The sequence below is a fragment of the Arthrobacter sp. MYb213 genome (assembly GCF_002979915.1).
Lineage (GTDB): Bacteria > Actinomycetota > Actinomycetes > Actinomycetales > Micrococcaceae > Glutamicibacter.
On record NZ_PCQA01000006.1, the window covers coordinates 261955 to 282225 of the forward strand.

Below are 20271 nucleotides of genomic sequence, written 5' to 3' on the forward strand. Positions count from 1 at the left end.
TTACTGTTCTGATGAGCGCAGGAGTAAGTCCATCCGGTACCCGCCAGGGCAAGGACAATGACAGCGGTCTTGCAGACAATTGTGTGTCAGTGCTTCGCGACAAGTAGTCACCGCTAGCTGATGCAACGGCTCGCTATCGTGCCGTGATTCTTCAGCGTCGAGGCAAAACTCTGAATTGCCAGGGCTGATGGACAAGACAAAACCCACGCCCGAATGGTTCGGGGTGGGTCAAACAATGTACGAGTGCGTATTCGGGACTACCGCCCCATCCGATATTTTTCTGCTTCCCATTCTTCGTGCTTCGTATTCTTGGGGCGTTCTTTGCGTTCGATCTTGAACTTCCGATAGGTCAGTGGTCCCGGGGGGATTGCGAATTCCCGCAAATTATCCTGCAAATCTGGAACCGGATTCTCGACCATCTCTTTTAAGTGATCCCCATAATTATCTAAATCGTGGGGCTTGCCGAAAAGTCCGTCATCGAGTTGATCTTCAATCCGTGGACCGTCAAATTTCACCGTGATTTGATCTTTCTTCCGCGTATTCTCCGTACCATCGGTCCCAGGAACCATGTCTTTGGAATCCTCAAGGGATAGGCTGCGGATATCTTCGGGAAGATCGATGTGCCCAATGGGCGAGCCAAAGGTCAGCATCTTTTTCATTTTGAACTTTTTGCGCAGGAACTTGTTCTTCATCAGGTTCGCGATGTGTATCCCACCCTGCGAATATCCACTAAGAATCACCTCGTCGCCGTCCTGCGCTCCACTAATTTCAAGTGCTTCAGCAATCGGCCCCGCAAAGTTTTCCGAATCCAAACCAAATCCGTCGATGATTCCATACGTGTCAAAGGGGTTCTGCCCGTCTGAGTCCGGCTGAGTTCCGGGAAGAATCACCAGGTGGACGTTCTTTCCGTCCTTCTCTGCCTCAGCAATCAGAATCTTCCCGTCCTCTTCGGGGCCTGCATCGTTGAGGACCTGATGCAGCTTGTAGAACGTATTGACCGTTCCATCGGACTCAAATTTCTCTATCGGGTCCGAGTCGCTCAGCTTCAACTCTTTGTTACGAAATGGCCCCCAGATCTTGAGGAACTCTGCGAGGTTCTGCGTAGTTTCATGCATCATCTCTGGTTGTGGTCGGGCAAAGCCAATACGGTCACGAGGAGAGGAAAGCAAGACAAAAAGTTTGAGAATATTTTCCATGTCTTGGGTGGGCGGACGTGAATCGTTTTGACGCGTGTTGTTCCATAGGTCCACCAGAATCTGCCATTTCCCGGAAACCAGAATTGCATTTTCGATCCGGGTTTCGGCCCTGACATAATTCTCGATCGCGGCGGAAACTTTCTCTTCCAGCCGACGCGCATCGAGCACCGCCTCGGTGGCGTGGTGATACCCGGTGCGCAATTTATCCGCCAGAACTCCGACCGCATACCCCTGGTTCGCTATCCCATTAGCTAGGCATTGGCTTTGTGATTGTCGTTGGCATTCTTGGGCGCGTACCGAAGCCCTGAGCAGTTGTGCCTGAACATCTTGAATTTGTCCATATACTTGTTGGCAAATTTGACGTGATTGGGCGTAATCCAAGGAGTTGTAATTGACGTCATACCCCATGGCTAGGACGCCATTCGCTGGTCAAGGATTTGTGCCTCTAACGCATTCATTTCACGAATAGCCAACGACAGATACGATTCAGCTTCGCCCAATGCTTTGGTCAGCGCAATGAGCCTGTCGCTGAGTTGACTCACTTCCGAAGCGAACGCCTTACCAGCCGTAGACCTCCAAGTCAGGGTGTTGATTGAAGATAGTTGTTCGATCGCGAAGTGGGTCGTCGACTGGGCATCATCCAATTGGAAGGCCACCGAATCTAAGGTCGCCTGAAACATCATGGTTTTCTCCCAGCGGTCATTCTTCACCGGGGAGTCGGTGAAAATATGCCTCCATCTTCGCGCTGTTTCTGCGCTAGCTGAGGTGTTGGACTACGGGCTGTGGAAAGATCGTCGACCGTAAAAGATGTGATGTGCACCGAGTAATGAAAGAATATGAGCATGGCTGAGATTGCGCGCACTTCCCTTGCTAATGAACCCCTGGCACTTGGTGCCCTCGACGGACGCTACCGCAGTGCGGTGGCACCGTTGGTTGACTACCTTTCCGAAGCGGCACTGAACCGCGATCGTGTCCACGTGGAAGTCGAATGGCTGATCCACCTGGCCGAAAACTCCGTACTTCCAGGTACCTCCCCGTTTACCGACCAGCAGCAGGCCGCCCTGCGCAAGATCGTCACCGACTTCGACGCTGACTCGGTGAAGGAACTTGCCGAGATCGAAGCCGTCACCGTGCACGATGTGAAGGCCGTCGAGTACTACATCGCGAACCGTCTGGATGCGATCGGCATCGGCCAGCTTAAGCCGATGGTTCACTTCGGTTGCACCAGTGAAGACATCAACAACCTGTCCTACGCGCTGGGCGTGCAGGGTGGCGTGACCCAGGTGTGGCTGCCGGCAGCACGCGCGTTGGTTACCCAACTGACGGCGATGGCCGAGGAGTCCCGCGAAGTGCCGATGCTCTCGCGCACCCACGGACAGCCAGCCACCCCCACCACCTTGGGCAAGGAGCTCGCGGTTCTCGCTTGGCGCCTGACCCGCCAGCTGGACCGCATCGAAAAGACCGAATACTTAGGCAAAATCAACGGTGCCACCGGTACCTACGCGGCACACTACGCCTCGGTGCCAGGTGCCGATTGGCAGCAGGTATCCAAGTCCTTCGTCGAGCACCTTGGTCTGACCTGGAACCCGCTGACCACCCAGATCGAATCCCACGACTGGCAGGCCGAAGTTTACGCGGATATTGCTCGTTTCAACCGAATCTTGCACAACCTGTGCACCGACGTGTGGAGCTACATTTCCATCGGCTACTTCGCGCAGATCCCGGTGGAAGGTGCGACCGGCTCCTCCACCATGCCGCACAAGGTCAACCCGATCCGCTTCGAGAACGCCGAGGCGAACCTGGAGATTTCCAACGGTCTGCTCGACACCCTGGGTGCGACCCTGGTGACCAGCCGCTGGCAGCGCGACCTGACCGACTCCTCCTCGCAGCGCAACATCGGTACGGCCATCGGCCACTCGGTGCTTGCCATTTCCAACGTGGCCAAGGGCCTGGATCGTTTGGATGTTGCCGAGGCAGTGCTCGCGGACGATCTGGACCACAACTGGGAGGTGCTCGCCGAGGCCATTCAGATGGTCATGCGCGCCGAGGCCATCGCCGGCGTCGAAGGCATGGACAACCCGTACGAACGCCTGAAGGATCTGACCCGTGGACACCGCGTGGATGCGGTGCGCCTGAAGGAATTTGTGGGCGAGCTGGGGCTGTCGGCGGCCGCCGAGGCGCGACTGCAGCAGCTGACTCCGGGTAGCTACACCGGTATCGCTTCGCAGTTGGTTGACCACCTGAAGAAGTAGGTTTAACCGACTATCGCCCCGGACAATGGCCCGGGGCGATAGTTATTTAAGCGCTTAGAACTCGAAGTCGTTCAAGGGTGAGTCGCCGCCGAAGTTTCCTCCGGCGCCGCCAAGGAAGTCACCAAAGGTTCCGCCTGCTTGGTCAGCGAACCCCTCGCCGGCCGCCGAGAATTGCTCTCCGGCTCCCGCTACGGTCTCCCCGAGGCCATCTGCCATCGAACCGAATTCTTCGCCGATTCCGGCGAAGCCATCGAGCAGCGGGCCGGCGATGGCGGTGCCGATGAACGCGCCTGCCACACCACCGAGCAGACCGATGCCCAGTCCCCCGGCAGCCCCGGCGGCCATTGAACCCATCGATTTTCGACCCGCGCTGCCCTGGCCGGAACCACCCTGGCCCAAAATCCGCTCCATGAAGCCGGGCTGGGAAACCTCCGCGCGAGTAGCCGCGCGCGCCAAATCCTGGGGATCTTGCGTGGTCGGACGCTCGGTGGCCGGCAATTGCGCGGATAATTCGCCATGCAACAGCTCGCACTGCTGGGGAGTTAGCCGGGCAAAAGCCTCGGTGTGAGCGCGTTCCATATCCTGCGGCGGAGCGGTGCGCAGCATGTAGCGGTACTTCTCCACCGCCGCCTGGTCCGCGCGCGAGGCCGAGGTGCGGCGGACATCGGAAGTGTGAGGCTGCGGCTGCCGGTAGCCCTGATTGTTTTGGTTGTACTGGTTATTTTGGTTGTTTTGGCCGCCTTGCGAGGTGCGCTGGTTCAGTTGCTCACGCACGTACTCACCGGCAAGCTGCTTGCCCTTGCGCAGTAATTTGTCGAACAGTGCCACGAAGCGGCCTCCTAGTGATCGGGCGACGGCGCAATAGCTACCGTCTTGCCTTGCTTAACTCCTAGCCTGCCCGCGAAGTTCCCGCCGTATCGTGAGACAACTCTCGCTCGCCGCGTTGTGGGCTGAACACCCCCGGCCCGTGACGCCAACGGTAATACCCCAGGCAGGCCAGCGTGAACGGAATACCGAACCAGAGCGCGGGGCGCTGCACCGGGTCGAACCCAACGCCGATCAGGGAGATCGTGAGCAAGATGAGCGCAATAATGGGGAGGACCGGGAACCACGGCGCCCGGTACGGCAAGCTGGTGGTATTTCCATAAACCCGGACATGGTGGCGCCGGAAGGAAAGATGCGAGGCGCAGATGACGATCCAGACCGCCACCACCGCGAACCCTGAAATGGACACGAGAGCCAGAAACAGCGAGCCGGGCGCGATGACGCTGGAGAGTAACGAGGCCAAGCCACCGAGTATTGACAGGCTCAGCGCCAGCATCGGCACCGCCCGGCGGTTGGTTTTGGACAAGATCTTCGGCGCCTGACCGGCGAGCCCCATGGAATGCAGCATCCGCGAGCACGAATAGAGCCCCGAGTTTCCGGCCGAAAGCAGGGCGGTGATGATCACGAAGTTCATAATGTCCGCTCCGGCAGGCAGCCCGGCGGCATCAAACACGGTGACAAACGGGCTCTCATCGGTCCCCGCCTCGGAAAAGGGTACGATCGCCGCAATCACCACGATCGCCCCGATGAAGAACACCGCCAGGCGCACCACCGCGGTACGGATCGCCCGCGGAATGCTGCGCTGTGGATCTTTAGCCTCCCCGGCGGCCACCCCGATCAATTCCGTGCCGCTAAATGCGTAGAACACCGCCAGGATGGTGACCAGCACACCGCTGAATCCCATCGGAAATAACCCCTGATCGGTGTGGAAATTCGCGAAGCCGAGGGGTCCTGCGTCGCTTACCGGGTTAAGCCCGATCAGCGTTGCGGCGCCGACCACGATCACCACCAGCACCGCCGCCACCTTGATCAGCGAAAACCAGAATTCGGTTTCGGCAAAAACGCGGGAGGAGATCGCGTTGAGCGTGAACAGCAACGTGGCGAAGGCCAGGGACCACACCCACACGGGCACCTCGGGGAACCAGCGCTGCATCAAAATGCCCGATGCGGTGAATTCGCTGGCCAGCGCCACCGCCCAGCACATCCAGTACAGCCAGGCCGTCGCAAAACCCCAGGCTGGGCCCAGATCGCGGGTGGCGTGAGCGTGAAATCCGCCGGCCACCGGATGACGTGCCGAAAGCTCCCCGAGCCCACTCATCACCATGTAGGCGACCAGCGCGCCGACGGTGTAGGCCAGCACCGCGCCCAACGGTCCGGCCTGCGCAATGGTGTACCCGGAGGAGACGAACAGCCCCGAACCGATCACCCCACCCAGCGCGATCATGACCAGGTGGCGCGAGGTCATGGATCGGCGCAGCCCGCTCGCCTCCGGCTGGTGCTGCGGCGGGTGCTGCGGCGGGGTCTTTTCCGCGTGGCCTTGGCTCAGCTGACTCATCGGGCTCCTGGGACGTAGTGAAAAGGTGAATGCGCTTCAGAATATCGATCCGGGCCCTGCTGCCCGTCGGTGTTTGTCATGTTCGTTCATACGGCGTTATAGTCGGTCATCGAACCGTTAGCGCGGTACCCTCGGAGCGTGAATATTCCACCTCAGCCCAGCAATTTCAGCGACGCGCTCAACGCTACAAGCGGTGCCCCGCTGATCCTCGACGGTGGCCTCGGGACTCATCTGGCGGACCGCGGAAACGACGTGACCGGCGAGCTCTGGTCCGCGCAGATCCTCAAACAGGCCCCTGCCGAGGTACGTGCCGCCCATGAGGACTTCTTCGCCGCCGGCGCGCAACTGGCCACGAGTTGCTCCTACCAGGTCAGTTTTGCGGGTCTATCCCGGGTTAATGGCGACGCCGATGCGGCGGAAACCTCGGCCGAGGTCAAAAACCTGTTGTTAGCCAGCGTGCGTCTGGCGCGCGAAGCGGCGCAGTTAGCTGCCGGTTCGACTACCGGCTCAACTGCCCGCTGGGTCGCCGCATCGGTGGGACCCTATGGTGCCGGCCCGGGAGCTGGAACCGAATACGACGGCGCCTATGGGCTGAGCACCGCACAATTGACCCAGTGGCACCGCGACCGGTTTGAAATTCTTGCCGAGTCCGGAGCGGACGCGATCATCTGTGAAACCGTGCCGAGCCTATCCGAGGTGCATGCGCTGAGCGCTTTGGCGGCGCAAGCTCAGATTCCGGTACTGCTCAGCCTCACCGTGCGCGCCAGCACCGAGGACGCAGCGGTGGTGTTGGGTGACGGCAGTGACTTGCGTCAGGTGGCCCGGATCGTGCAGGATTCCGGTGTTTTTGCGGGCCTCGGGGTCAACTGCTGCCCCGTTCCGCTCGCGGTTTCTGCGCTGAAATTGTTCGCCCAGGAAACGGATCTGCCACTGTTGGCTTACCCCAACAGCGCTGAGATTTGGGATCGTGAGGCGCGCCGCTGGGTTCCGGGAACCGCACACAGCGACCTACCCGGCGCGGTACCCGAACTGATCGACGCCGGCGCCAAGCTGATCGGCGGGTGTTGCAGGGTCGGGCCGGAGCAGATATCACGGGTCAAGCACGAGGTTCAACGTCGCGGGTACTAACTTGGGGCCGGTTGTGTAGCCTCGCTTCCCACGGTTGGGACTGTCAACTTTGTTTGGCGGTTAACGCAGCTCTAAATGGCGATTTGTGGGGCATCCCCGAGAGAAATGCCCCACAGAACACCGTGAGGTCGGAACTAGCTTATTTGCTGAGACCGCTAAGCGGTAGATACGTGTCAGAAGTCGTGATCGTGCCACATCATCATCACCGCCGAGCGTGAAGCTAAGCTATCCGGCACGATGAACTGACGCAGAATTTTCCGAATGAAAATTGGTAACGGTGTCAGGGAGATAGTTGGGACCGGCTATCTTAGAAGCGATAGCCGGTCCCGTTCAATTCATTTGCATTTATCCCGCGTCGTGACGGATCTGTCCGACCAGTTCTTCGAGCATATCTTCCAGGGTGACCAGGCCGGTGACAGCGCCAGTTGTTGAGTCGCGGACCAATGCAAGGTGGGCGCCACTACGCTGCATCGATTGCAATGCAGGACGAACACTTTGCTCCGGAGCGAATTCCGGCAGCTCTCGTATCACCGACTCTTCCAGAGGCAATAAACGAGCGGTACCGTCTCGGCCCAACACATCCTTAATATGCACATAACCAACAGGAGTCCCTGTGGTATCTGTTAGTGGGAAGCGAGAGAAACCCTGGGCTGACGCTTCTTCCACCTGTGCGACCGTCGCGTGAACCGGCAAGGTCTTCACCACAGCGAAGTCAATCGCCACGGATCCGATAGTTCGCGCATCAAAGCTCAACGCACCCAGCAACAGACGTTCATCTTGCCGGTCCAACAATCCGCCCTCGCGCGATTCAGCAACCATATTTGCCACTTCGTCGCGCGTAAAAGTACTAGCAACCTCGTTCTTAGGAGTTACACCCATCGCACGGAGAACCAGATTGCCCATGGCATTCATCGACCAGAGCACCGGGCGAAGTACCTTAACCAGAACCACCATGCTTGGTCCAAGAATCAGCGCCATACGTTCAGGTCCGGCCAAAGCCATATTCTTCGGAACCATTTCCGCAAGAACCACATGAAGATACGTCACAAGGGCTAAAGCGATGGCATAAGAGAGCGGATCAATCCACGACACCGGAATGCCCATCGATTCGAAAGGGTCCGCAACGGCATACTTCACCAACGGTTTAGTGACGTAGCCCAAGGCAAGCGAACATACCGTAATGCCTAGCTGCGCACCGGCCATAACCAATGAAACGTTCTCAATAGCCCACAAGGTCATCTTTGCACTTCGACTGCCATGCTCAGCTTTTGGCTCGATAATGCTCCTGCGCGCTGAGATCAAAGCGAACTCTGCTCCGACAAAGTAGAAGTTCGCTACCAAGAGCAAAATGGTGACAATAATTCCTGTCAGGTCGCTCATCGGGAGCCCTCCTCATCAGATAGCTCAACGGCGGTAACGTCCAGCGTGGCGATTCGTGGCCCATCAACGGCATAAACCAGCAAAGTCAACTCATTGTCTGGCCTTCCTGGCAGGCCGGGAACTGTGAGAGTTACTAAGTCCCCGATCTCACCGAGTCTGCCGAGGTGTACTGTGACCAAGCCTGCGAGAGTTTCATAGTCCGAGTCATCAGGAATTTCGCACCCGATGATTTCGTTAGCTTCATAGGGGTGCAGGGAAGCATCTAGTCGCCATGAGTTGCCAGAGAGAATTTCGACGGTCTTCTCCTCTGGATCGTGTTCGTCCCTCACTTCGCCCACGATCTCCTCAACCAGATCTTCGAGCGTCAACAAACCCGCGACGTCACCGGTCTCATCGATGAGTATCGCCATCTGGGAGCCTTGTTGGCGTAGCTGGTCCATGAGCTCATCGAGTTCAATGGTGTCGGGAACCAAAATAGCTGGATCAGCATAGTCGCCTACGGGAGTGAGCTCTCGCTCGGTATAAGCGATACCAAGGAGCGTACGAATATGCACCAGGCCGTGAACTTCATGCCCCTCCTTACTGGTCATCGGGAATCTGGAATGACCCGAATCAGCAGCCATCGCCAGCACCTGGTCGACCGTGTGAGTAGGGCTCACCGTGACCATTCGAGTCCTCGGCGTCATGACGTCATGCGCTCGCCGATTTCCGAAAGCAACCGTGCGCCGGAGCATCTCTGCCGTTTCCGAAGGAAGTACTCCCTCTCGTGCTGAGTGGCCGACAAGAGCGACGAGTTCTTCAGCAGAACGCGTCGAGGCAAGCTCTTCTTTCGGTTCGATACCGAAGCGCCGAACGATCCAGTTGGCGTTACCGTTAAAAAAGGAAAGCAAGGGTTTCGTCACCGTGCTAAATCCACGCTGGAATCCCACAACAGCTTTGGCAGTAGCGAAAGGTTTGGCAATCGCCAGGTTCTTAGGGACCAATTCACCGAAAACCATGGTCAAAATAGTTGCCAGAACCAAAGCTAGACCGATCGATACTGAACGGGCTAGCGCTTCGGAGAGACCAGCCGATTCAAGGGGTCCTTCCAGCAGGGCTGCGATAGCAGGCTCGGCGAGGAAACCGATGCCAAGATTAGTCAGGGTGATTCCGAGCTGGGCTCCGGAGAGCTGGGTCGACAACGTGCTCATACCTTTAAGCACTCCGACCGCGCGTCGGTCGCCCTGGTCTGCTGCGTTTTTCACCTCATTGCGGTTCACCGTGATGAGAGCGAACTCTGCAGCTACGAAAAGTCCACAAGCGAGAATGAGGACAATAGCAAGAAGCAGTGATATCCATTCCATTATTTACACCCCCTGCCGAATTGCATTCCTGAGGTTTGCATACCTAACAGGGGGTTTGGACTGTGATAGTGACTGTCGCTAGTAGCGTTCATCATTCCTTTCCGCTCGGAGTATCTTCCTCGGAGCAAACTACTGCCACTAATTATCCAGTAGATTTTGCGCTTTTCTTCAAATTTGCATTTAGTTTGCTGAACCCCCTCCAAATTCACAGAGATTTCATAAGTAAGCGTTACGAGATCCGGGAGATCCGCGAAATCAAAGTAGAACCTATCGGTGCAATCTCCCATACCGAACAAATAGTCAGGTTCGTTACTCACCAGCATGCAAGCAACTAGAAACCTGTGCCTAGAAGTGGATTTCTAGCTCTAACATTTTGCAACCAATGGGTTGGAAATCGATCTGCATCCACCACGCATCTCGATACTCTTGGCGCCACGACGAGCCCGATGGATCAAGACAAACATATTGAGCTGAACATCATCGACGAGTCTGAGCGTCCCAATGCCACTGCTTTAGAAGTTCTGCGCGATAGGAACGACCGGAACAATATCGCTCTGGTACTGATTTGAATGGCCATGATCGACAAGCAGTTCGGCCGTTACCCTCTGCTCCCTAGCTGTGTTGTGTTCGCCCGTGAATACCACCCGATTGCCAAGGATGAACTGGTTTTTCCTTGCAACGAAAGTGGCGCAGTCTCCGTCAGGCTCTGGTTATGAAAGACTTCACGGGTGCCCAAGTTATCGGAATCAGTCGAGCCGCCATTACGAGCTGCGCAGAAAACCGTCAACTGAAGCTAACAGTCACAGCTCACGGTGGATCCCACGCGTTGTAGCAACTGCGCGGCCACGCTGAGCGCGATCATCGCCGGGTCCTTGCCAGGCATCTCGCGCAGTCCGATCGGGCAGCTAATTTGTTGGATCTGTGCCTGATCGTGCCCGCTGGCGGCAAGGTTCTTCTCGAAGCGCACCCACTTGGCGCGCGAGCCGATCAGCCCGATGGAGCCAAGCCCCCGATGCGCCAGCGCCGCATCGCACAGGTGAAAATCCTCGGCATGATCGTGCGTCATGATCACCACGTGCGCGCCGTCGGGTAACTGCGCGATGACCTGTTCGCCGATCACCGCCAGCTGCGCGTGCACCCGGGCCACGGCGGGTTCAAGCACATGCAGTTCGGCCAGGAATTCGGGGCGCGAATCGCTCAGGTACAGCTCCAGATCGTGCCGCGACAGGATGCGCGCAAGTTCCAACCCGACGTGCCCGATCCCGAAGATCGCGATGACCGCCGGCACCGGCATGGGTTCGAGCAACACGCTGATTTCTCCCCCGCAGCACTGGCGCCCATAGTGCCCGTTCGCCTTATCGCTCAGCTGCAGGCTCAGGCTTTGCGGTTCGCGCTGAAGTTGCGCGAGCATTTCTTGCGCGCGGTTGATGACCACCATCTCCAGGTTGCCGCCGCCGATGGTCCCGAAGGATTCGTGCGCGGCGATCACCATCTTCGTTCCGACCTCCCGCGGGGCGTGCCCGCGCACGGTGGTAATGGTGGCAAGTACCGCGGCCCGGCGTTGCTCACGCAGCGCGGTGAGCGCACTGAGCCAGATCATGACCCGGGGTTCCGTACGGTGTCGATCGCCCAGAACACCGCTTCCGGGGTCGCCGGAGACGCCAGCGGCACCGACCGCCCCCAGGGGCCGAACTCGGCGATGGCCTGGCGCAGCGCCTCACGCACCGAGAAGGCGAGCATCAGTGGCGGTTCGCCCACCGCCTTGGATCCGTACACCGCGCCCTCTTCATGTGCCTTGTCCAGCAGGTTCACGTTGAACACCTCGGGCATTTCGGAGAAGCTCGGGATCTTGTAGGTGCTGGCCGCTTGGGTGGCAACCCGTCCACGGCCCGGACCATCGGAGGTATCCCAGCGCAGGTCTTCCAGGGTCAACCAGCCGGTGCCCTGCACAAATCCACCCTCGATCTGCCCCAGATCCACCAGCGGCGAAAGCGAATCCCCCACGTCATGGACGATGTCTACGCGACGCAGCACGTAGGATCCGTCAAAACTGCTCACCTCAACTTCGCTGGCGGCCACCCCGTAGGAGAAATACTTGAACGGACTGCCGGTCATCCGCGCCAGATCCCAGTGCAGTCCCTCGGTGCGGTAGAAGCCGGCGGCCGACAGCTGAATGCGCTGCATGTAGGCCTCACGTACGACCTCACTCCACTCCAGCTCGTCGCGTTTGCCCAACGCGGTGATCTTGCCCTGGGCAAAACGGATATCTTGCGCCGGGACCCCCAACTTGCCGGCCGCTACCGCAGCCAACCGGGCCTGGATCTGCTCGCACGCATCCTTCACCGCACCACCGTTCAGGTCGCTGCCCGAACTGGCGGCGGTGGCCGAGGTATTGGGCACCTTATCGGTGCGCGTGGGAGCGATGCGCACCTTGGACAGCGGCACGCCCAAGGCGGTGGCGGCCACCTGCAGCATCTTGGTATGCAGGCCCTGACCCATTTCGGTGCCGCCGTGATTAACCAGCACCGAACCGTCCTTATACACCAGCACCAGCGCGCCACCCTGGTTAAAGGCGGTGAGGTTAAAGGAGATGCCGAATTTCACCGGCGTCATCGCCAGCGCCCGCTTGCTGTAGTGATTATCGGCGTTGAACTGGGCAATTTCCGCTTCGCGCCGTGCCACGTCTGCCGAATCGAGAACCTGCTGCCAGGCAGCATCAATGCGTTCGGGATGCCTCACCGGCTGGTAGTACGGGGTGTCCTGTCCCGCGGTGTAGAAGTTGCGCCGGCGCAGTTCCCTGGCCTCCAAGCCCAGTTGCGGGGCCACCCGGCCGAGGATATCTTCCATCACCAGCATGCCCTGCGGACCGCCGAAGCCGCGGAACGCGGTCTGCGAGGTCTTATGGCATTTGGCCACGCGCCCGTTGACCCGGATATTCGGGATCCAATAGGAATTGTCGATATGGCACATCGCGCGGGTCAGCACCGGCTCGGACAGGTCCAGGCTCCACCCGCCGTCGGCGGTCAGCTGGGCCTGCAGGGCTAGGATCTTGCCGCCCTGGTCGAACCCGATTTTCCAGGTCGCATAGAATCCGTGGCGTTTGCCGGTCATGGTCATGTCCAGGTTGCGATCCAGCCGTACCCGCACCGGACGCCCGGTGAGCACCGCGCCCAGGGCCGCCAGCGCGGCGTAGCCATGGGGCTGCATTTCCTTTCCGCCGAATCCCCCGCCCATGCGCAAAACCTGCACGGTCACCTCGTGGGCGCCGATACCCAACACATGCGAGACGATGTCCTGGGTCTCGGTGGGATGCTGGGTGGAGCAGTGGACCATAATCTGCCCGCTCTCATCGACCAGGGCCAGCGAGTTCTGGGTTTCCAGGTAGAAGTGCTCCTGCCCGGCGAACTCGAAGTCGCCCTCGAAAACATGGGTCGCCTGCGCAAAGGCGGCTTGCGGGTCGCCCTTGGCGATCTCGGGCTGGATGCCGTGGAAGCTGTTGGCCGCGATCGCATCCTTGATGGTGATCAGCGAGTCCAGCGGCTCGTAGTCCACGCGCACCGCCTTGGCCCCGGCCTTGGCCGCTTCCAGGTTTTCGCCCAGTACCCACGCCACCGGCTGGCCGAAGAACATCACCTCGTGAACCGGGAGCAAGGGTTCGTCATGCTTGGCGCCCTGGTCGTTGACCCCGGGAATGTCCTGTGCGGTGATCACCCGGATGACCCCGGGAACCTGCTGCGCCGCGCTGGTATCCAAGCCCAGGATTTTTCCATGCGCGCAGGTGGACTGCACCGGGTAGGCGTGCAGCACCCCGGTGAGCCGCGCGGCCAGGTCATCGGTATACAGCGCGGTGCCGGTAACGTGCGCGGCCGCGGATTCATGGCGGTGACGCTGGCCGACCACCGGTGCGTCGGGGCGTTGGGATAGCTGGCTCATGAGTTCTGCTCCTGTCCCGCGCCCGAGCGGCGCGCAAGCTGCTGAGCATAGAACCGTTCAAGTGAGGAGGCCAGCATGGCCTTGCGGTAGTCCGCACTGGCACGGTGGTCATCCATCGGGGTTCCTTCGTGGCCCATGGTGTGCGCCGCGGCCCGGATGGTTTCCAGGTTCCACGGTTTACCTTCGAGCATGGCTTCGGTTGCCACGGCGCGCAGCGGGGTCGCGGCTACGCCGCCCAGCCCAATCCGCGCCTCGGTGATCATGCCGTTCACTACCGTGAGTGCATAGCCGATGGCTACCGAGGAGATGTCGTCGAAGCGCCGCTTGGAAATCTTCTGGAAGCTGGTCAGCGGCGCCAACGGCAGCGGGATGCGGATCGCGGTGATCATCTCCCCCGGCTCGCGCACGGTCTGCCGGTAGCCGGTGAAATAGTCCTCCAGCGCCACCACCCGATTGCCGCGGATGCTGGAAAGCACCAGCTCGGCGTCCAGTGCCAGCAGTGCCGGCGGGGTGTCGCCAATGGGTGAGCCGGTGCCCAGGTTCCCGCCGATACTCGCGCTATTGCGGATCAGCCGCGAGGCGAACTGCCCGAAGAGCGCGGAGAGCAGCGGAACCTTCCCGGCCAGCTTGCGTTCCAGCTCGCTCAGGGTGCAGCCGGATCCGAGTTCCAGGTACCGCTCGTTCCAGTGGATCTGGCGCAGCTCGTGCAGCCGGTCGATGGCCAGCACCGAGCGGGCGCGGGCGCCCTTGATGTTGACCTCCACACCCCAGTCGGTGCCGCCGGCCACCAGCACGCTCTCTGGTTCGGCGGCCAGGATCTGCAATACCTGGTCCAGGTCCGCAGGACGGCGGAAACGGCCCAACGCCCCGGTGGGGGTATCGGCGCGCGAGATGTCTGTGGCCACCGGCGCCGGGGCCCGGTGCTGGGTCCGGGCTGCCAGTTGGTCGTCCCCGGCGGGGTCGCCCAGCGCGTAGGCGGCGTCGCGGATAGGGCGGTATCCGGTGCAGCGGCAGAGATTGCCCGACAATGCGTGCAGGTCGAATCCATTCGGTCCGCACTCGTGCGCTCCGCCATCGCCCGCGCTGACTGCGGGGGTGCCGGTTCGCTCGGGACGGTAGTATTCGGCGGCCATGGAGCAGACGAATCCGGGGGTGCAATAACCGCACTGGGATCCGCCGCGGTTGGCCATCTCTTCCTGCACCGGATGCAGGTCCGCGACGCTACCCAACCCTTCGGAGGTGATGATTTCCTGACCGTCGAGCGAGGCGGCCGGCAGCAGGCAAGCGTTCAACGCCGTCCACCTGCTACCTTCCCCATCGCTGCGCGCCACCAGGATCGAGCAGGCGCCGCATTCGCCCTCGGCACAGCCTTCCTTGCATCCGATCAATTGCTGCCCGCGCAGGAAATCCAGCGCGTTGGTATGTGGTGGCCCGTCGAATTCCCGGACCGTTCCATTGACCGTAACCAGGCATTTTGTCTCTTGCGTTGCCTCGGCGCTCATGCCGCTGACACCTCCTGCGCCCGGGTATCGCCCGGCGCACCATGAATGAATTGGATGATGGGTGGGATCTGGCGCCCTGCCGGAGGTTTCAGGCTCGGCCAAGGTGCCGCCGCGTGCTGCGGCGGGGTCAGTCTCCGTGCGCGATCTGGCCCTTGGACCAGGCGAGGCATCCGCCCATGATTACCCTCCAGAATTCGGATCATTCATATCCATGCAATCCATCAAAGTGAGCCAGCTCACCGTGGTGGATCCTTACTATAGCCCGGATCGACTCAGGCCAGTAGGGCCGTGATGGGACCCCGCGCGAAGTACACCAGGAAGCCCAATGCCACCACCCACAGCAGCGGGTGGATCTTGGAATATCGCCCGGCAGCGGTGTTCACCACCACCCAGGCGATGAACCCGGCGCCAATGCCGTTGGCGATGGAGTAGGTCAGCGGCATGGTGATCAGGGTGAGGAATGCCGGCATGGCGCTGGAGAAGCGCTTGAAGTTGATCTCGCGGATCTGCGCGCACATCAAGGTGCCTACCAGCACCAGGGCCGCGGCGGCCACCTCGATGGGCACCACCGAGGTCAGCGGCGTGAAGAACATCGACCCCAGGAACAGCACCCCGGTGATCACCGAAGCCAGCCCGGTGCGCGCCCCTTCCCCGATGCCTGCGGCCGAATCCACGTAGACGGTATTGGAGGAGGACGAGCCCATTCCGCCGGCCACCGCGCCCAGCCCCTCGACGACGAACGCGGCCTTCAGCCGCGGGAAGGTGCCGTCCTTGCGGGCCAGCCCAGCATTCTTGGCCAGGCCGGTCATCGTGCCCATGGCGTCGAAGAAATTCGTGAACACCAGGGTGAAGACCAGCATCGTGGCAGCCAGCGCGCCGATCCGCCCGAAGGAACCGAACAGGTCGAACTCCCCGGCCAGCGACAAATCCGGCAAGGAGACGATATTGCCCTGGAGTACCGGCATATTCAGATGCCAGCCATGCGGGTTATCCGCGCCTCCGGGGCCGATCTTGAACACCAGCTCGGCGAGCATCGCCAGCACCGTGGAGATCACGATGCCGATCAGGATCGCGCCCTGCACCCCGCGGGCCACCAGCGCGCCCATGATCAGCAGTCCCACCACAAAAACCATGGTGGGGATCGAGACGATCGACCCGCTGTCGCCCAGCTGCACCGGAGGCCCGGCGGCGGTACGGGTGACGAAGCCCGAGTCCACGAACCCGATGAAGGTGATGAACAGCCCGATGCCCACCGTGATGGCGGCCTTCAGGTCCTTGGGGATGGCCCGGAAGATCGCGGTGCGCACCCCGGTCATCCCGAAGAGCACGATCAGCACGCCGTTGATCACCACCAGCCCCATGGCCTCGGGCCAGGTGACGTCCTGGATCACCGAGACGGCCAGGAAGGAGTTGATGCCCAGCCCGGCGGCCAGACCGAAGGGCAGGTTGGCGACCAGCCCAAAAAGGATGGTCATCACCCCGGCGGTCAGTCCGGTCATGGCTCCGACCTGCGCGGCCGGAAGCCAGTTGCCGGCCACATCCACGGGTGCGGCGTCGGCGCTGAATCCGCCGAGAATCAGCGGGTTGAGGATCACGATGTAGGCCATCGTGAAGAAGGTGACGATCCCGCCGCGCATTTCCCGCGCCAGCGTGGACCCGCGTTCGGTGATGCTGAAGAACGCATCCAGGATGCTGCCCGGTCCCCGCGGACGGCGCGGCTTGGTACCGCGCTGCGCACCCTTGGGGTCAGCTGGCAAGCGACTTGTCGTGGTCATGGTCCTGGACCTTCTAGTAGTCGGTCCGGGATTCTTGCGAATCCCATGCCTTGAACGGCTTCAGATGCTCATTGCTTTCGGACTGGAAGCAGTTCACCGGCATCAGCGAGCGGTTGGATTTAGCCTCGAAGTATTCGTAGAACACCGCGTCATCAAATCCGGCGGCAGCCGCATCATGCCTATTGGCCGCGAAGAAGACCTTGCCGATGCGGGCCCACAACGAGGTGGCCAGGCACATCGGGCAGGGTTCGCAGCTGCTGTAGAGCACGCAGCCGCTCAAATCGAAGGTCCCCAGCGCAGCGGCTGCGGTGCGGATGGCCACCACTTCGGCGTGCGCCGATGGGTCATTGTTGGCCGTGACGCGGTTGACGCCTTCGAAGGTCTGGCCGTCAGCCGTGACCACGACGGCGCCAAATGGCCCGCCGGCGTTGTGGACATTTGTGGTGGCAATATCGATGGCCATCGAAAGATAGTCTTGGCCAGTGGTAGTAACGCTCATCGCGTGGCTCCTCATGCTTTGGACAAGACCACCGCAGCGCGCTGTTTAGCGCTAACTACCGGTTGCACTTGTCACCTGAAATCGATCAGTTGCATGCCCGGTAGATAGCGACCCATTCGGTGGGTGCCCGCCATAGACAGCTACGAGATTATCAGTGGATTGTGACGCACGCAACACTTATTTTGAAATCACTTTTTCGCATCATGAATAAAAAATTGCCGTTTCACCGCTCATCCGGTCTCCCACTAGCTGCGATCCGGGTGGCGTGATCCTTCCCGTCAGCACCTCAAATCCCGGAACTAACCGTTTGACTCGACGCTCCGGTTTCCAACACGTTACGGCCGACTATCGGCACATCGATCCCCCGCGTGAATTTAAGTTCCCTTCGGCGCAACAACCCGAGCATCTAGGCGAAATGCCGGTTTGAGAAGCTCAGAGACATCAAGTGTTAGAGAAGGGATCAGGTAACGTGAGCGCACAGCTAGAAGCATCTGCCACATCGCAGGCACTACAGGTCCAGCCGGGACGCTGGGTCAGCAACTGGACTCCTGAGGATCCAGAATTCTGGAAGCACACCGGGGCGGCGGTAGCCAGCCAAAACCTCAAGTGGTCTATCTTTGCCGAGTTCCTCGGATTCAGTGTTTGGCAACTTTTCGCCATCGTCGTGGTCTATCTTCCGGTGGCCGGATTCAGCTACAGCACCACCGAGTTGTTCTGGCTGATCTCCATTCCAAGCCTCGTCGGAGCGACCCTGCGCATCCCCTACACGTTCATGGTTGCCCGTTTCGGCGGACGCAACTGGACGGTGATTTCCGCGTTGCTCTTGCTGATTCCGACCGGCGGAATTTCCATGGCATTGGCTGATCCGTCCACTGAATTCTGGATCATGCTCAGCCTTGCGGCGCTGACCGGCTTCGGCGGCGGAAACTTCGCTTCATCGATGGCTAATATCACCTACTTCTACCCTGCTTCCCGCAAGGGTTGGGCGTTAGGCCTGAACGCAGCCGGCGGCAACCTTGGAGCGGCGGTCGCCCAACTGCTCGTACCGGTCATTGTCACGGTCTTCGCAGCCGGGGCGTTGCAACTTCCGCTAGCAGGTCTGCTCTGGATCCCACTGATTCTGGTGGCCGCGTGGGGTGCGTGGAAGTACATGCACAATCTGACTTCTGCACGCTCAGATATTCGCGGAGCAGTTGCCTGCCTGAAGGTAAAGCACCTGTGGATCATCTCCGCACTGTACGTGGGAACATTTGGTTCCTTCATCGGATTCTCCGCAGTATTCCCCAAACTGATCGTTGACACTTTCCCCGAATATGCAGCCTTGCCGCTGGGAACCGCAACCATTACCCTGGCCTTCCTCGGCCCACTGGTCGCTTCCCTGGCCCGTCCATACGGTGGCAAGATCGCTGACAAACTCGGCGGTGCACGCATCACGGTGGCAACCTTCGCGGCCATGGCCTTGATTACCTGTGCGCTAGTGCTCAGCCTGCCGCGGGCGAACTTCTGGATTTTCCTCTTCTTATTCTTACTGCTCTTCACCGCAAGCGGCATCGGCAATGGGTCGACCTATCGCATGATCCCGGCAGTTTTTGCCCTGAGCGACGAGGGAAAACAGGCAGGCCAGGTAGATTCTTCCCGCAAGGCTGCCGCAGCCCTCGGTTTGATCTCAGCCATCGGCGCCTATGGCGGCTTCCTAATTCCCCAGGCCTTGGGCCTGTCTATATCAAGCACCGGCGCCTACACCGCGGCATTTATCATCTTCATCGCTGTCTACCTGCTGCTCATGGTCACTGCATGGTTCACCTATGCCCGCTCAGGCAGCCGATTCGCCAAGCACGGAGTCTAAGATGACCGCCACACACTGTCCCTACTGCGCCCTGCAGTGCGGCATCACCCTTGAACCGAACTTGCAGGAAAACAGCCCGGAACCCGTGAGCCTAACGGGCCGCGACTTTGAAACCAATGGAGGGGCGCTGTGCCGAAAAGGATATAGCGCCGCCAAGCTGCTGGCTCACCCCGAACGCCTGCAGGCACCCCTGCTTCGCCAGGCCGACGGAAACTTTGCCCAGATCAGCTGGGAGCAGGCGCTGGATCTAGTTGCCCAGAAGGCGCTGAACATCCGTGCTGAATCCGGAGCCGACGCACTAGCGGTCTTCGGCTCCGGCTCATTGACCAATGAAAAGGCCTACCAGCTAGGCAAGTTCGCACGGCTGGCCTTGGGCACCTCGCGCATCGACTACAACGGCCGATTCTGCATGTCCTCGGCTGCCGCCGGCACCAACCGCGCCTTTGGCTTGGACCGGGGCCTGCCCTTCCCGCTAGCCGATCTGGATGGGGCCGGGATGATCCTGATGCTCGGTTCCAACGTGGCCGATACGATGCCTCCCTTTGTCCGGCATTTGGCCGGGGCCCGGGAAAACGGCGGCCTGATCGTAGTTGATCCGCGGCGTTCTGCAACAGCCAAACTCTGTGCCGATAATGCTGGCTGGCACCTGCAGCCAACCCCGGCCACCGATCTTCCGCTCCTGCTGGGTTTGGCTCACGTGCTGGTGACCGAGTCCCTGGCCGATACCGGCTATTTAGCCGCCCGCACCAACGGTTTCGACTCACTGAGAACTTCACTGGCTGGCTGGTGGCCGGAACGAACTGCCCAGGTCACCGGCGTCCCTGCCGAACAGATTCGGCACACCGCCAGAGCTCTGGCCCAAGCGGCCAGCGAGGCGAAGGCCGGCGGCAAGCCGGTCTACATACTCACCGGCCGCGGCATTGAACAGCATTCCAACGGCACCGATACGGTCACCGCCGCGATCAACCTCGCGTTGCTGCTCGGCTTGCCCGGAACCGTCGCCGGCGGCTACGGCACCATCACCGGCCAGGGCAATG

At 60.4% G+C, this 20271-nt stretch carries 16 protein-coding genes; 5 read left to right on the top strand and 11 right to left on the bottom strand.

Features of this window, described 5'->3' with window-relative positions; genetic code table 11:
• Positions 1-257: 257 nt before the first annotated feature.
• Together CQ011_RS15005 and CQ011_RS15010 are read right to left on the bottom strand one after the other, a co-directional pair.
• The gene (locus CQ011_RS15005) at positions 258-1604 is read right to left on the bottom strand and encodes a hypothetical protein (protein WP_105678504.1); all 1347 of its coding nucleotides are present in this window, start codon (positions 1602-1604) and stop codon (positions 258-260) included.
• Positions 1605-1606: 2 nt separating this feature from the next.
• A complete protein-coding gene (locus tag CQ011_RS15010; protein ID WP_146112641.1) occupies positions 1607-1879 on the bottom strand; it encodes a hypothetical protein in 273 nt (90 codons plus the stop codon).
• 159 nt (positions 1880-2038) lie between these two features.
• On the opposite strand from CQ011_RS15010, the gene purB reads away from it, so the two are divergent.
• On the top strand, positions 2039-3448 hold the full coding sequence (purB, locus tag CQ011_RS15015) for an adenylosuccinate lyase (protein ID WP_105678506.1): 1410 nt from the start codon (positions 2039-2041) through the stop codon (positions 3446-3448).
• A 54-nt stretch (positions 3449-3502) separates the two neighbouring features.
• Here purB and CQ011_RS15020 read toward each other — a convergent pair whose 3' ends face one another.
• Both CQ011_RS15020 and CQ011_RS15025 read right to left on the bottom strand, forming a co-directional pair.
• Complete coding sequence (locus CQ011_RS15020) at positions 3503-4276, bottom strand: hypothetical protein (RefSeq protein ID WP_105678507.1); 774 nt, start codon at positions 4274-4276, stop codon at positions 3503-3505.
• Between the two features lie 61 nt (positions 4277-4337).
• Positions 4338-5828 (bottom strand): amino acid permease, encoded by a 1491-nt coding sequence (locus CQ011_RS15025; RefSeq protein ID WP_105678508.1) that lies wholly within the window; start codon positions 5826-5828, stop codon positions 4338-4340.
• A gap of 138 nt (positions 5829-5966) precedes the next feature.
• On the opposite strand from CQ011_RS15025, the gene mmuM reads away from it, so the two are divergent.
• Complete coding sequence (mmuM, locus tag CQ011_RS15030) at positions 5967-6956, top strand: homocysteine S-methyltransferase (protein WP_286161221.1); 990 nt, start codon at positions 5967-5969, stop codon at positions 6954-6956.
• Between the two features lie 345 nt (positions 6957-7301).
• Here the strand turns inward: mmuM and CQ011_RS15035 are convergent, their stop codons facing one another.
• Positions 7302-8336 carry a hemolysin family protein gene (locus CQ011_RS15035; protein ID WP_105678509.1) on the bottom strand — a complete coding sequence of 345 codons (1035 nt, stop codon included), beginning with the start codon at positions 8334-8336 and terminating at the stop codon, positions 7302-7304.
• Entirely contained in the window at positions 8333-9679 is a 1347-nt protein-coding gene (locus CQ011_RS15040) for a hemolysin family protein (protein ID WP_105678510.1), read from the bottom strand. Before CQ011_RS15040 ends, CQ011_RS15035 begins: the two co-directional genes overlap by 4 nt.
• A 446-nt stretch (positions 9680-10125) precedes the next feature.
• Between CQ011_RS15040 and CQ011_RS18090 the strand changes: the two genes are divergently transcribed.
• The gene (locus CQ011_RS18090) at positions 10126-10248 is read left to right on the top strand and encodes a hypothetical protein (protein ID WP_286161222.1); all 123 of its coding nucleotides are present in this window, start codon (positions 10126-10128) and stop codon (positions 10246-10248) included.
• A 224-nt stretch (positions 10249-10472) separates the two neighbouring features.
• Here the strand turns inward: CQ011_RS18090 and xdhC are convergent, their stop codons facing one another.
• From xdhC to CQ011_RS15075, 5 genes are all read right to left on the bottom strand, one after another.
• A complete protein-coding gene (xdhC, locus tag CQ011_RS15050) occupies positions 10473-11279 on the bottom strand; it encodes a xanthine dehydrogenase accessory protein XdhC (RefSeq protein ID WP_105678512.1) in 807 nt (268 codons plus the stop codon).
• Positions 11276-13612 carry a xanthine dehydrogenase molybdopterin binding subunit gene (gene xdhB / locus CQ011_RS15055; protein ID WP_105678513.1) on the bottom strand — a complete coding sequence of 779 codons (2337 nt, stop codon included), beginning with the start codon at positions 13610-13612 and terminating at the stop codon, positions 11276-11278. The genes xdhC and xdhB overlap by 4 nt, the downstream gene beginning before the upstream one ends.
• Positions 13609-15114, bottom strand: a complete 1506-nt coding sequence (locus CQ011_RS15060) for a xanthine dehydrogenase small subunit (RefSeq protein ID WP_105678514.1) — start codon at positions 15112-15114, stop codon at positions 13609-13611. The genes xdhB and CQ011_RS15060 overlap by 4 nt, the downstream gene beginning before the upstream one ends.
• A gap of 272 nt (positions 15115-15386) precedes the next feature.
• Positions 15387-16889: an NCS2 family permease gene (locus CQ011_RS15070; protein ID WP_105678516.1), complete on the bottom strand. Its 1503-nt coding sequence runs from the start codon at positions 16887-16889 to the stop codon at positions 15387-15389.
• A 13-nt stretch (positions 16890-16902) separates the two neighbouring features.
• Positions 16903-17388: a nucleoside deaminase gene (locus CQ011_RS15075; RefSeq protein WP_105678517.1), complete on the bottom strand. Its 486-nt coding sequence runs from the start codon at positions 17386-17388 to the stop codon at positions 16903-16905.
• A 469-nt stretch (positions 17389-17857) separates the two neighbouring features.
• Between CQ011_RS15075 and CQ011_RS15080 the strand changes: the two genes are divergently transcribed.
• Positions 17858-19234 (top strand): MFS transporter, encoded by a 1377-nt coding sequence (locus CQ011_RS15080; RefSeq protein ID WP_181148148.1) that lies wholly within the window; start codon positions 17858-17860, stop codon positions 19232-19234.
• A 1-nt stretch (position 19235) separates the two neighbouring features.
• The coding region (locus CQ011_RS15085; RefSeq protein ID WP_146112642.1) for a molybdopterin oxidoreductase family protein at positions 19236-20271 on the top strand (1036 nt) is incomplete at its 3' end.